Source organism: Carnobacterium sp. (assembly GCF_032094055.1).
Classification (GTDB): Bacteria; Bacillota; Bacilli; order Lactobacillales; family Carnobacteriaceae; genus Carnobacterium_A.
The window spans coordinates 1-13,695 of record NZ_DAMDAK010000061.1 but is presented as its reverse complement, the minus strand read 5'-3'; the positions used below and the strand labels follow the sequence as shown (position 1 = coordinate 13,695).

14 protein-coding genes and 1 pseudogene are annotated in these 13,695 nt (G+C 35.8%); 6 read left to right on the top strand and 9 right to left on the bottom strand.

Going from position 1 to position 13,695, the window contains the following annotated elements:
- On the top strand, window positions 1–980 hold a 980-nt coding region (locus RT405_RS09540), incomplete at its 5' end, for an aminopeptidase P family protein (protein WP_313469312.1).
- Between the two features lie 88 nt (window positions 981–1,068).
- Here RT405_RS09540 and RT405_RS09535 read toward each other — a convergent pair.
- On the bottom strand, window positions 1,069–1,887 hold the full coding sequence (locus RT405_RS09535; protein ID WP_313469310.1) for a YtxH domain-containing protein: 819 nt from the start codon (window positions 1,885–1,887) through the stop codon (window positions 1,069–1,071).
- 59 nt (window positions 1,888–1,946) lie between these two features.
- On the bottom strand, window positions 1,947–2,369 hold the full coding sequence (locus RT405_RS09530; RefSeq protein WP_035029458.1) for a DUF948 domain-containing protein: 423 nt from the start codon (window positions 2,367–2,369) through the stop codon (window positions 1,947–1,949).
- Between the two features lie 333 nt (window positions 2,370–2,702).
- On the opposite strand from RT405_RS09530, the gene RT405_RS09525 reads away from it, so the two are divergent.
- The 3 genes from RT405_RS09525 (at window position 2,703) to RT405_RS09515 (ending at window position 6,085) form a co-directional block, all read left to right on the top strand.
- Window positions 2,703–3,599, top strand: a complete 897-nt coding sequence (locus RT405_RS09525) for a mechanosensitive ion channel family protein (protein WP_313469308.1) — start codon at window positions 2,703–2,705, stop codon at window positions 3,597–3,599.
- A 205-nt stretch (window positions 3,600–3,804) separates the two neighbouring features.
- Window positions 3,805–4,965, top strand: coding sequence for an MGDG synthase family glycosyltransferase (locus RT405_RS09520; RefSeq protein WP_313469307.1), 1,161 nt, complete (start codon window positions 3,805–3,807; stop codon window positions 4,963–4,965).
- A complete protein-coding gene (locus RT405_RS09515; protein ID WP_313469306.1) occupies window positions 4,937–6,085 on the top strand; it encodes an MFS transporter in 1,149 nt (382 codons plus the stop codon). Before RT405_RS09520 ends, RT405_RS09515 begins: the two co-directional genes overlap by 29 nt.
- A gap of 112 nt (window positions 6,086–6,197) precedes the next feature.
- Here RT405_RS09515 and cbpB read toward each other — a convergent pair whose 3' ends face one another.
- From cbpB to racE, 4 genes are all read right to left on the bottom strand, one after another.
- On the bottom strand, window positions 6,198–6,674 hold the full coding sequence (gene cbpB, locus RT405_RS09510) for a cyclic-di-AMP-binding protein CbpB (protein ID WP_313469304.1): 477 nt from the start codon (window positions 6,672–6,674) through the stop codon (window positions 6,198–6,200).
- Window positions 6,675–6,798: 124 nt separating this feature from the next.
- The gene (locus RT405_RS09505; RefSeq protein WP_313469302.1) at window positions 6,799–7,317 is read right to left on the bottom strand and encodes a metallophosphoesterase; all 519 of its coding nucleotides are present in this window, start codon (window positions 7,315–7,317) and stop codon (window positions 6,799–6,801) included.
- 22 nt (window positions 7,318–7,339) lie between these two features.
- A complete protein-coding gene (gene rph / locus RT405_RS09500; protein ID WP_313469301.1) occupies window positions 7,340–8,692 on the bottom strand; it encodes a ribonuclease PH in 1,353 nt (450 codons plus the stop codon).
- Window positions 8,693–8,719: 27 nt separating this feature from the next.
- Window positions 8,720–9,526 carry a glutamate racemase gene (gene racE, locus RT405_RS09495; RefSeq protein WP_313469299.1) on the bottom strand — a complete coding sequence of 269 codons (807 nt, stop codon included), beginning with the start codon at window positions 9,524–9,526 and terminating at the stop codon, window positions 8,720–8,722.
- A 193-nt stretch (window positions 9,527–9,719) separates the two neighbouring features.
- On the opposite strand from racE, the gene RT405_RS09490 reads away from it, so the two are divergent.
- The gene (locus RT405_RS09490; protein WP_313469297.1) at window positions 9,720–10,418 is read left to right on the top strand and encodes a YslB family protein; all 699 of its coding nucleotides are present in this window, start codon (window positions 9,720–9,722) and stop codon (window positions 10,416–10,418) included.
- A gap of 56 nt (window positions 10,419–10,474) precedes the next feature.
- On the opposite strand, the gene RT405_RS09485 is transcribed toward RT405_RS09490, so the two are convergent.
- The 3 genes and pseudogenes from RT405_RS09485 to RT405_RS09480 all read right to left on the bottom strand — a co-directional run.
- Complete coding sequence (locus RT405_RS09485; protein ID WP_313469295.1) at window positions 10,475–11,719, bottom strand: ABC transporter permease; 1,245 nt, start codon at window positions 11,717–11,719, stop codon at window positions 10,475–10,477.
- The gene (locus RT405_RS13505) at window positions 11,712–11,921 is read right to left on the bottom strand and encodes a DUF4162 domain-containing protein (RefSeq protein ID WP_396163643.1); all 210 of its coding nucleotides are present in this window, start codon (window positions 11,919–11,921) and stop codon (window positions 11,712–11,714) included. Before RT405_RS13505 ends, RT405_RS09485 begins: the two co-directional genes overlap by 8 nt.
- Window positions 11,921–12,611 (bottom strand): annotated as a pseudogene (locus tag RT405_RS09480) (ABC transporter ATP-binding protein); the annotation flags it as partial. The pseudogene RT405_RS09480 and the gene RT405_RS13505, both read right to left, overlap by 1 nt.
- A 209-nt stretch (window positions 12,612–12,820) precedes the next feature.
- On the opposite strand from RT405_RS09480, the gene RT405_RS09475 reads away from it, so the two are divergent.
- Window positions 12,821–13,525, top strand: a complete 705-nt coding sequence (locus tag RT405_RS09475) for a Bax inhibitor-1/YccA family protein (protein WP_313469292.1) — start codon at window positions 12,821–12,823, stop codon at window positions 13,523–13,525.
- The last annotated feature ends 170 nt before the right edge of the window (window positions 13,526–13,695 follow it).

The following is a 13,695-nucleotide window of genomic DNA, read 5'->3' as shown; positions in this document are numbered from 1 at the left end:
AACGGATCCTCGCTTTAGTTGTCTTTCCCTTTGCGGACCCGTTTCTATTTACTCCTTCTTTAGAAAAAGAAGATGCTAAGAATAGCGAATGGGATTTTGAAGTCTATAGTTATTTAGATAATGAAGATCCTTGGGCAAGTATTGCTGAAAAAATACGTCAAAAAGGAACTCCTATCCACCGTTTTGCCATTGAAAAAACATTTTTGACCGTTGAACGTTATGAAAAGTTAGAACAACTTTTTGAACAGGTTGAATTTATTGATACAACTGAAAAAATTCAACAAATGAAATTAATTAAAACACCCGAAGAAATAGAACGAATGATAGAAGCAGGAAAATGGGCTGATACAGCTTTAGAAATTGGATTTAATACTATTAAAGAAGGAATTTCTGAACAAGAAATCGTCGCCGAAATAGAATACCAGCTAAAAAAACAAGGCATTAAAGAAATGAGTTTTGAGACCATGGTCCTTGCTGGAGACAATGCAGCTAGCCCACATGGTACCCCCGGTTCGCGAAAGATCCAAAAAGACGAACTGGTTCTTTTCGACTTAGGAGTTGTCTATCATGGCTATACAAGTGATGTTACACGTACGGCCGTATTCGGTAATCCTCCTAAAGAAGCTGAAGAAATTTATTCAGTTGTACTTAAAGCCTATCAAGCGGCTGTTGCAGCGGTAAAACCTGGTATAACTGCTGGGCAACTGGATAAAATTGCTCGTGATGTGATTACTGAAGCAGGTTACGGCCCTTACTTTACTCATCGTTTAGGTCATGGGTTAGGAAGCAGTGTTCATGAATACCCTTCTATCATGGAAGGCAGTGAGTTGATTATCCAAGAAGGTATGTGTTTCTCTATTGAGCCTGGAATCTATGTTCCTGGTGTTGCTGGTGTTCGGATCGAAGATTGTGTATATGTGACTAAAAATGGCTGTGAAGTTTTCACCCACACTCCAAAAACTTATACTTCTATCCTTTAAAACAAAAAGTTCATTAAGAGATAATAGTAAAACCGCCAAAATTTTTGATTTCGGCGGTTTTTTTGTCTATTAACTTATTTCTTATTTATTAAATCCCAACGTTTGTATTCGTTGTTTTTTTATCTTTGGAATCAGAATCGCTCTTTCTTTGTTCTGTACTGGTATTAACAGAAGATAACTTTTCATCTTCAGCAGCTTTTTCTTGATCGTAAGTAAAGTCCATTGTATTTCTTTCAACTTCTTCTTTTAAAGAATCTGAGTCTAATTTAACTCCTGTTTGGAAGTCTTTTCCTTTTGTTTCATCCTTTTTTTTCATTGCTTCTTTTGAAGCATCTGCTGCTTTGTCTTTTGCTTCATCTTTTGCATCCATTGCTGTTTCTTTTACATCCGCTGAAGTATCTTTAACTTGTTCTTTTGCGTCTTGAGCTGCATCTTTTACATCTGAAGATGCTTCTTTAACTGATTGTTTCGCATCTGCTGCAACATCAGATGCTTTGTCTTTTGCATCTCCCATAGTTGAAGCAACATCTTCTTTTGCATCCGAAGCAACATCACCTAAATCAGATTTTACTTTATCAGTACTATCCATTACTTCCTCGCGGATATTTTGTAGATTTTCTCCCACTTCTTTAGAAGTATGGCTTAGTTGGTCTTTCATTTGAGAAGCTGTGTCCTTCAAACTAATTTTGATATCTTCTGATGCATCTTTAGCCACATTTTTGATTTCTGATCCTTTTTCTTTGGCGATATCTGTATAGTCTTTTGCAGTACCTTTAGCATTTGAAGCTTGTTGTGTTAAATCTTCGCGTAATTCTTTTCCTGATTTAGGAGCAAATAATAATGCTGCGATACTAGCTGTTGCTGCTCCGATAATTGTTCCTAATAAAAATCCATTTTTCTTTGCCATAGTTGATTTCTCCTCTTCTATATCTTTTTAGTTTGTATACTGATTAATTTGTTTCTTATTTATTTAGACTTGCGTTTACGGTTCATATTTAAAGCTGTTTTACCTACTTTTGCAACCATACCTGACTTAACTGTTTTTTTCGTTGTACCTGTGACATGTTCTGCCAAGTTACGCGTTGAGGAATTCAAACTTGATACCGAAACTCCTAAATCTCCAATCGCTTGGAATACCGGATCTGTTTTACCCAATTTTCCGTTTACATCATCCAATGTTGTATTGGTTTTATTCAAGAGACCTTCAACTTCGATCAAAAGACTATCAGCGTCTTTAGTGATTACTTCGATGCTGGTATTTGCTTCTTTAACCGTTTTTGATACCTCTTCGATTACCTTTGTAACTTTTAATAATACCACAATTAGAAAAACGACTAATGCAGCAAACGCTATCGCAGCAATTAATGCTGCTATTTCTCCACCTGTCATCTTAATTCCTCACTTCCTCCAGTTTACTGGTTTATAATTTAGTGTACCTATAAGAAAAAAACTTCGCACTACGCTAAGCAATTCTCCTACTTTAGAAACATTAAATCTTATTTCATGTTTAGAATACCATTAAATTTTTATCACTTCAAATAATATGATACCGATTACTAAAAAAACATAAAGTTGTCTCCTTTTCCTCTCCATTTAAAGGTATGCCAAAAATATAGCTGAATTGCGAAAAAAGATGCTGGTTTATTTTCCTTTCTTTTGTTAATTTGTTATGATTAAAAATAGTTACGTAGTTTTTAAAATTGTTAGCAAAGGAGTTTTACTATGGAGAACCAATTGGATAGTTCTGTTACGACAGAAGTAGTAAATTCCGTGGCAGAACAAACATCTTTTTTTATGAAATTTTGGCATGACATCAACTGGAATAGTATTTTAGCTACTGGTATCGCTAAAACCATTCAAATTATTTTTTTCTTAATTGTTTTTTTGATTCTAAAAAAAATCGGTAATCTGTTTATCAATAAAACTTTTCAAAATTATCGCAAAAAGAAAGATATTTCTTTGAACCGGTTAGCTACATTAGACCGCCTTACCCACAATCTTTTTAATTCAGTGATCGGCTTTTTTCTCGCTTACGCCCTTTTATCTGCAGTCGGTATTCCGGTTGGTACATTACTTGCCGGTGCTGGTGTTATAGGTCTGGCTCTGTCTTTAGGTGCTCAAGGTTTTGTCAGTGATATTGTGAATGGTTTTTTCATCCTGCTTGAAAAGCAAGTAGATGTTGGAGATGTGGTCACACTTGATGAAGTATCTGGAACGGTTGTCGATGTTAATCTAAAAACAACTACTGTTAAAAGTTTTGATGGTACTTTAAATTTCGTTCCAAACCGTTACATTACCATTGTCAGCAATAAATCAAGAGAGGATATGCGAGCTCAGATTGATATCCGTTTGCTTCCCGATGTGGATATTGCTAAAGTCAACACAATCATTGACCAAGTAAACCAACGATTAGTTCCGCTGCATCCAGAAATCACACAAGAACCAAATAATTTAGGATTGATAGATATTGGGAATGGGCATTTAGCTATTCGGATTATTATTTTTACGCTTAACGGCAGTCAATTTACTATTCAAAACATTTTTTTCCAAGAATACGTAACTGCACTGACTGAACAAGGAATCGAAATTCCTTCTACTATTTTAAATTATCCATCTTAGGATATGGTATAATTTAAAATTGTTAAGCTAAACCACCTTGTTTCAGTCAAAAGTCGCATAGACTTTTCTGACTCAAGGAAATAAACTAATGTTATATTTGTTTTCTTTAAAGAAACTATCGGGCTTTTTCTATGTGTTTCTGATGAGAATGATTCAAGTAGAAAAAGAACAGCCTGGTTTCTACGAATGAAAGGAATGGATAAACGTGTTGAAATCCCCAAAAATTTTGCTTTTAACGGGAAGTTACGGCAACGGACATCTTGAAGTCACTCGTGCTTTAGTTGCTGAACTTAATAAAAGGGGCATCACTGATATTGTCGTTTCTGACTTGTTCTATGAAGCTCATCCTATATTGACTAATGTTACTAAGCAACTTTATCTTAAAAGTTTTACTAAAGGACAAAGTATTTATGGTTTTTTATATTATAACTCAGATGCACGGCTGACAGATTTCCGCATCGACCGCATTATTGATCGCTATGGCTATGTCCGCATCAATCAATTAATGAATACTTATAGCTTTGATGCAGTAATCAATACTTTCCCCATGCAGGCCTTACCTATTTACAAACAAAAAAACAAACAAAATATCCCTTTTGTAAATGTTTTGACTGACTTTTGTTTGCATTCACGTTGGCTTTCAAATGAGATAGATCACTTTTTCGTTGCCTGCGATCCTTTAAAAGACGAATTGTTGGCATCTGAAATCAGCCCCGAAAAGATAACGGTTTCAGGAATACCGATCAAGGAACGATTTTATCAACTTGGCATGGTTGAAACTGATATTTTACAGACTGAAAACCAATCTAAACATTTAGTGGTTTCTGCCGGGGCATTTGGTGTCTTAAAAAAACTTCCTAATTTGATTGAAGAACTGAGTTTTCAAGAAGATTTGAACATTACCGTTGTTTGCGGACGGAACCAAGAACTTTATGAGTTATTGACAGAACAATTTAAATCCATACCTTGTGTAACAGTTTTAAGTTATGTTGAAGATATGGCAAAGCTTATGAAACAAGCGGATCTCATGGTTACTAAGCCAGGCGGCATCTCGCTTTCTGAAGCCATTGCTCTTCAAACCCCGTTAGTTTTAACGCCTGCTGTACCAGGACAAGAACTAGATAATGCTAAACTATTCGAAAAAGAAGGAATGGCCATTACGACTCAGCAAGAGAGTGAGATTGTTCCTGCTGTTCTTCACTTATTAGAAAACCCAGCAGCTGTAAGTGAATTAAAACAAAATATGAAAAAACATTTTTATCCTTATGCTGCTGCTGTCATTATTGACAAAGTCTTAACAACTATTGAAAAAAGTACTTCTTCAAAGGAGACCGATAATGAAAAAGACTTCATTAGTTATAGATAAAGAATTTGTTTTTTTACTTCTTTCATTAATGTTAATTGAATACGTACGCGCAGCTTACGTAATTAGTTACTTACCGGTTCAGGCGGCTGTTGGCAATCGGTTTTCTGTTGCTTTTGTTGGTTTAGCAGTTAGCTTGCACTTCATTAGCGATGCTTTTTCTAATTTCCAAGTTGGTTTTTTAATGAATCGATTTGGAGTTAAAAAAATTGTCTCTCTTTCTTTAGTGATGTGCTTACTAGTGCTGATTCTTGTACCTGTACTTCATTTTAACTCTTTCTCTGTCCTTCTTGCCGCTATCGTACTGGGATTAGGAGCTTGCCCAATCTGGATTATTGTTTTAGCTAAAGCAAGTAGCGGTGCACGAGGTTCCAATATGGGGTTGGTTTACTTTTGTTGGCTGGTAGGCATTGCTGGTGGAGTGATATTAATGAACTACTTAATGAATCTTTATTTGCTTTTCGCCTATTGGTTATTGCCTTTTTTAATTGTGATAGCTCTTATTTTCTTTTATCTTTCTGGTGAACACCCTAATCCAGGAAAAGAAAACCAAACTTTTAAAGACATCCTAACGCAAGCCTTGACTGTGTTAAAAAGAAGTCGGAAAATACTGCCCGGTACATTGCTGCAAAGTATTGCTGTCGGAATGATGATTCCTATCTTACCTACCTTTGTCTTACAAGACTTGCACTTTGAATACAATTACTATACCTTATTGATTATGACAGCCGGGATAACAGCAGCTGTTTTGATGATTCCTTTAGGACGTTTGACAGATTACTTAAAAACTAAAGGCATGTTTATTAGTGGTTTTGTCCTGTTCGGCTCAGGTCTGATTTTATTGACAACCACTTCTTCTTTAAAATTTGTCTTTTTGATGGTAGTAGTGTTAGCGATGGCCTATACTACTTATTTGCCTTCTTGGAATGCATTTGTTGCAGGGAATATCCATCAAGACGACCAAAATGTAAGCTGGGGAATTATCTCTTCTTTTCAAGGTGTTGGAACTATGCTGGGACCCATTATCGGTGGGCTAATCGCCACATTGGGAGCTAGTATGACCATTATGATCAGCGGCTTTTGCTTTATCGCTATGGCTTTATTTTACCTCATCATTAAATAAGAAAAGCGGGACAAGCTCATTAGACATCGAATGCAGAAAAACTTATAATACCCTACTCCAAAAAAAGCTAGCTAACAGATTTTTAAACCTGTAGCTAGCTTTTTCTATTTCTTTAAACACATTCAATTTTACGTTTTACATCGTATTTATTTTCAAATTCATGCGCAATATGATTTGTGGCTTTAAGTATTTCACTCCTCGTAACGATACCAGTAAAACTGCCATCCTCACTAGCTACACATACAAATGAATTTTGAACGAGTAAGTGAAGAACTTCTTCTAAGTCATATGGATTATCTATTACCGCAAAATCTGTTTGCATGACTTCATCAACTCGTATATCACCCAATTTAGAAAATTCAATATCTTTAATACTGGTAATCGCATCGATGATCATTGACATTGAGATTAAGCCTTTAATTTTAAATTCTGCATCTAATACAGGTATAACATTGTATCCTATTTTGGTTAATACTAATAAAGCATGATCCAAGCGATTGGTCACTTGAATATGTGCTACACGCTCTGCTGGAATTAAAAAATTTTCTTGGTTTTCTAATAACATTTTTCCTATTTCTTTGCCTATCATGTCTACCAGATTCCTTCCTCTATGATGAACTCCACATTCATTTTACGCGAAAACTCTAAAAATGGATAGTAAAACACTACTTATCCTCTTATTTTTGTTTGCTTCAGTTCTTTAAGGAGATTTTTTATTTGGATCTGGTAAATGTACGCTTAAGTTCCATAATCGGTTGATGCAATCGATTATAATAAGTTACATGAACCAATTGGCCGTCTGTTTCTACTAGTGCGTATGTTTTAACTTGATGCGCGCCACGCGGCAATAAAATACTTCCGGGGTTTAGCACAAGAATGCCCTCAATCATTTCTACACCTAGTTCATGGGTATGGCCAAAAAAAGCAAAACCTGCTTGAGCATTTTTGGCAGCTTGTACTAGTGTCTGCATTGAATTTTTGACATCATGTAAATGTCCATGCACCCACATAATCCGTTCTTTACCAATATTTTCTACACGTTCAGTCAGATAAGACTGATCAAAGTCCGTATTGCCTTTGACGGGCATCATCTCTTGCCAAACCGAATCTGAAGCTTCCAACTCTGAATCTCCACAATGGATCATTGCATCTACTTTTCCTTTATACTGTTTGATTAAATCGACTAAAATATCACGGTCTCCATGACTATCACTAACAACTAGCAATTTCATTTCCTTCACCTCATTTAATGGTTTAATTTTCTACCCACTCGTCCCATACTTGTTCTAATTTTGCTAAAGCAATTGCTCGATGGCTAATCTTGTTTTTTTCTGCTTCTGATAATTCTGCCATTGATTTATCCTGATCTGCTACATAAAATAATGAATCATAACCAAACCCATTTGTCCCACGAGGAACACCTAAAATTTTCCCTTCGACTTCTCCTTCAACAATTAAACTGTCTTTTCCAGGAGAGGCTAATGCTAAAGTGCAATGAAATTGAGCAGTTCTTTCTGCTGGTGGAAAATCAGCCAATTCATGTAATAATTTTGCATTATTTGCAGCATCACTCTTAGGTTCGCCGGCATATCTAGCTGAATAAACGCCAGGTCTTCCTTCTAACGCATCGACTTTCAATCCAGAATCATCTGCCAGTACCATCATGTTTAAGGTAGCAGCAATTGTTTCGGCTTTTAATAAAGCATTTTCTGCAAACGTTGTTCCTGTTTCTTCTACTTCAGGAATTTCTGGATAATCAAGCAAGGTTTTAACCAACAGCCCTTTTTTAGCAAATAACGCTTCAAATTCGCGCGCTTTTCCAGGGTTCTTAGTAGCAATTAAAATAGTATCCGTCATAACCGGTGCTTGAATGGCTTTTTTCACTTTGCTTTCTTTAAGGGCTTGCGTTTGAATTTGGAATAATTCATTTAGCCCTTTTTTACCCAATTCCAACATTTCCATTAATTGATCAGTAGAAAATGTAGCTTCTTCTCCGGTACCTTGTAGTTCAGAAAACTCGCCATTAGCTGTCATGACTAAGTTCATATCAACTGCTGCTGAACTATCTTCTAGATAATCCAAATCCAAAACAGCTTCTCCTTGTTTTGTGATCCCTACACTGACAGCTGCTATATTTTCTTTGACAGGATCTTCCGTCAGTTGTCCGCTGTCCAGCAACGTTTGAATAGCCATTTTTAACGCAACAAAAGCTCCAGTAATGCTGGCCGTTCTAGTGCCGCCATCAGCCTGAATAACGTCACAGTCCACCGTAATGGAGCGTTCGCCCAACTTCTCCAAATCGATAACAGAACGCAAAGAACGAGCAATCAGCCGTTGGATCTCCATAGTTCTTCCTGTTAATTTTCCTTTAGCTGCTTCACGAATTGTTCGCGTATTTGTCGCTCTAGGCAACATAGCGTATTCTGCATGAACCCATCCTTTTCCCTGTCCTCGCATAAAGGGCGGTACTTTAGGTTCAACAGTCGCGTTGCAAATTACTTTTGTATCGCCAAAAGATACAAGCACCGAACCTTCAGGGTGTTTTAAATAATTTGTTTCTATTGTTACTAAACGAAGCTCATCATGTTTTCGTGTATTTGTTCGCATTTTTCTCCTCTATTCTAAACAAATTTTTTATCCTAAAGTAATATGTTCTACAGTTAAATCCTCTAATTGCAACCATTCAGAAGCAATCGCATGAAACATTTGTGTCGAACCAGTTGTATAGAAATTGCGTTCTGCTTTTTCTTTATTTTGGCTATCTACAGCTAAATTAAAATAATCTAGAATGGTACTGACTTCACTAACCGTTTCTGCCCCTGAATCAATCAATGTAACGGAGTCCCCCATTGTATTTTGAATAATCGGACGCAATAAAGGATAATGCGTACAGCCTAAGATAAGTGTATCTAGCCCTTCATTTTTTAATGGCCGCAATGTCTCGGCCACGACTTTTTTAGCTATAGCACTGCTGTATTCGTTGCTTTCAACTAATGGAACAAACTTAGGGCAGGCCAAGCTGGTAACAAGTGCTTTGGTGTCTTTCGAACGAATCATCTTTTTGTATTGATTGCTTTTAACTGTTCCTGCTGTTCCGATGACACCGATTCGATTAGTGTGGGTAGCTTTTATAGCTGCACGACTTCCTGGCAAAATCACTCCAATAACCGGAATCGCAAGTTTTTTCTTAATATCTTTTAACGCAGCTGCTGTTGCTGTGTTGCAGGCAATCACGAGCATTTTAATATCTTTATCCAATAAAAAATGTGTCATTTCCCAAGTAAATTTTCGTACTTGGTCTTCAGGTCTCGGACCATACGGGCATCTGGCAGTATCGCCGACATAATAAATGGACTCATTTGGCAATTGCCGCATAGCTTCTTTAACGACAGTTAATCCTCCTACACCTGAATCAATAAAACCTATTGCTTGTTTTTTCATATTTAACAACCTTTATTTAGAATCAATTTTTTCTTATCTCTATCTTCGCTTTTTTTCAAGAAAAATTCAAGCACAATAAGAAAATACTTCCTCTTTCTATTAAGTTCCGATAAGCATCCTAACAAAAAGATAGGCTTCTCTGTCATTCCACGTTATAATAGATTAGGAAAAACAGAGAGGTGAATAAAAACCAATGGACGACCAAACACATTCAGTTGATTTAAACTTTGTTGAAGGGAACGATGCATTATTCAGTTACACTTTAATGCGTGATGCACTAATTCCCAATTTATTAGGTCAGGAAACAAATGAGATCCTTTATTGGGCTGGTAAAGAGCTAGCTAGACAATATCCTTTAAACAATCAGCAGGATACAGTCCTTTTCTTTAAAAAAGCAGGGTTCGGTACCTTAACAGTAGATAGCCACCATAAAAATAAAGTCATTTTTCGACTTTCTGGCTCTGTAGTTGAAAACCGGTTAGCGATGGTGAAACAGCCTAGTTTTAATTTGGAAGCTGGTTTTTTAGCCGAACAAATTCAACAACAAGAAAGTCTTTATACTGAAGCTATCTACGAAATAAAATCAAAAGCAAAAAGCGTCTTGATTACTTTACAACAAGATACCAAAGATCTAAGCCCAATTGTTAAACCAGACACTTATTTTGTCTTCAACCAAACAGATGAGGAAAAGGTTTCTGCAGATGAACAAGAAGAAACTGCACTTGAAAAACTAGATGAGCTTTTTGCTGATCCAGTTGCTCAAGCTATTGATGAAACATTGGAAGAAGTTCTTGATGAGCAAGCTTTAGAAGAACAATCTCCTTTAAAAGAGGAAGATCCTTCTGTTTTTGATGAATGGCCTTCACGATCCGCAAAACATAAAAAGAAATAAAAAACACAGCAGGAATGAGACTTTTTATCTCAACTCTGCTGTGTTTGTTTCAATTTTTAAGCCTCTTTCTTTTTTTCATTGCGCATGATGCTCCACGATGCTTTCATGGTTTTAAACATTCCCGCATCTGAATAAACCAAGACATTAGAACGGTATAACATAAGGGATACATAAGAGCACAAAATTGTAAAAATAACCATTAATGCAATGGATAATAAGTTACCTGAGGTAGAAACTGTTTCACTTGCTACTCGAAAAGGCATGATCATTGGGGTAAACAACGGAACATAAGAAGCGATCTTAACAATCATTTGTGTCGGACTGGCAAAGGCAAACATACCGCCGTAAAAGCCGATCATAGAAAGAAATACCAGTGGCGTTACTGCTTTATTGACATCTTCAATTTTTGAAACAAGCGAACCTAAGAAGGCTGCTATTGCAGCGTATAAAATAATCCCTAAAACAAAATAAACAATTGAATATCCCAATAGCCCTTGCAGCAATTCTTTAATATCAATCCCCTGCAAAACATTTTGAACAGGTTCAAAAGATTGCCCAAATTGATAAGCAACTAGTCCAATAACTCCGTAAATAACAACTTGTGTTAAACAAACTAATAAAATCCCTACTAGTTTTCCAAAAAAGTGGACGGATGAACTCACACTAGACAATATGATTTCCATAATGCGCGTTCCTTTTTCCGAAGCAATTTCTTGAGCAATAATACTAGCGTAATTAATAATAAAAATAAATACTGCAATGCCTACAACATAGGCACTCCACATTTTTATAGAAGTATCTTGATCATTTTGACTGGTAATGTTTCCTCCTTCAAAACGGATGACTCTATCATCCAACTTAGCCGGTGCCATTAGTTTTGCTACTTCTACTTCGGTTAAACCTAATTGAGATGCCGTCCGATTCAATTGAGTAACAGACAATATCGACTGTAAAGAAGATAGATCTAATGACTGCCCTGATGATGTATGTACATAATTCCCGTTGATTGAATCATTTTCTATTGCAATCTCTAAATAACCATCCAATTTCTCAGCCTTCATTTGTTTTTCAGCTTCTGCAATAGAGGTAACTTTTTTGGCTACTTTAAATTCTTCCGTTTCAGACTCTAAAGCTGTCCGAATGTCTTGATCGTTTGTAATTAATGCGATAGTAGGTGATTCGCTAAAAGAAGAACCAACAAAATAAATGACTGCTCCTATGATCAATAAAATAACAATTGGCGATAAGACCATTGAAATAAAACCGACTGATTTTACATTTTTTTTCGCAAACTTATTCATTAGGCACACCCGCTTTCAATCTAAATATTTCTTCCAACGTTGGGGGTTGTTGACTAAAAGTTGAAATATAGCCGTTTTTAGTTACAAGCTCAAACAACTCTTTCCCATAAGCAGGGTCCGATAAATCTAGAACGGTCAAGCCATCCATTGTTTTCTTAAGATTCGTAACTCCTGGCATCGTTCTCAGCGTTTCATCTGGAATGCCTGTTTCAAGGAATAATTTTGTCCGACCAAATTGCTCACGAATCTCACGAACGGTTCCATCCAACACCATTTCTCCATTCCGCAACATAATTAAGTTATCACAAATTTCTTCTACATTATTCATATTATGGCTGGAAAAAATAACACACGATCCCTGTTTTCTTAATTCTTTGATCCCTTCTTCTAGCAAGCTGGCATTGACTGGATCGAGACCACTAAAGGGCTCATCTAAGATAATTAATTTAGGTTGATGGATCAATGTACAAATCAATTGGACTTTCTGTTGATTTCCTTTAGAAAGTGATTTGATCTTATCTGTTTTCTTTCCTTTAACTTCAAACTTTTTCATCCAATCATCAATTAAAGGTTTGATTTCTTTTTTTGTTTTTCCTCGTAGTCGAGCAAAATAAATAATTTGATCTTCAATCGTTACTTTAGGATATAGGCCACGTTCTTCGGGCAAATAACCGATAATATTGTAATCTGTTTTTTTCAAAGGACGTCCATTCCATAATACTTCTCCTTGATCAGCCAGTAGGAAATTTAAAATTAAACGAAAAGTAGTTGTTTTTCCAGCTCCATTTTGCCCGATCATACCCATTATTTCTCCATCTTGAATCGTAAAGCTGATATTATCAACTGCTGTTAAAGACCCAAAAGATTTCTTAAGATTCCTTACTTCCAACATGTTATCTCCTCCAAATCACATTAAGCTTTTATCTTATCCTTACTATTCTTTTATAGTTTAACATACCTGTTTTTTAATTTATATCCTTTACTGCATCTCTTCTTTTTTGCTTTTTTAATAGCTTCTATTTGACGAAATTCGTTTAATTACGTATGATACATTTGTTAAACCTTTTTTTATTAATCAACAAAAGTTAGGAGGCAATTAAAATGAAGGAAGAAAAATTAGAAGTAAAAAGTGGTTTCCCCAGTTTTATGTCCAAAATATATGCTTGGATGGCAGGAGGAATTTTACTCAGTGCTATAACTGTCTATATCATCCTTTATACTTTTTCTCCAATAGCTAATGCTTTTTGGAATTTAATGGAAGCTACGAATGGATGGGCTGCTTATGGATTTATTTTAGAACTCGTTTTAGTATTCAGTTTTCGCTTTAACCCTGAAAAAATGCAGCATACAGCTAATTATGCCACAAAGTTCATTGCTTACTCGATCGTTAACGGTGTGACTCTTGCTATTATTTTATTGATGTACACTGAAGCCAGTATTTTGAATGCCTTTATCTCTACTTTTGCACTTTTTGTTGTTATGAGCGCCATTGGTTTTATCACAAAAAGAGATTTATCTAAACTAGGCGGTATCTTATTCAGTATGTTGATTGGATTGATTATTGCTTCAGTGATCAATTTATTTTTACTGAGAAGTTCAACTGCTGACTTTATTCTTTCGATTATTACCGTTATCATCTTCACTGGACTAACAGCATATGATACACAAAAATGTAAAGCGATTTATGCTCAATATGGTGAAACGACTACAGTAAGCAGTCTCGCAATCATTTGTGCCCTAGAACTTTACCTTGATTTCATCAATTTATTTTTAGGCATCTTGCGCATTTTCGGAAACCGTAAATAGCTCACTCTAACAGTAAACGGACCAGATCAGGTTACCTAACGTGTAATCTGATCTGGTCCGTTTTTGTGTTATTTTATTGTCTTATTATTGAAAAAAGAATCAGACTATCAACTCAGTATACTGACCCCCGAATGTTAGACCAAAAATCTAATGTTTGGAGGTCAGTTTTT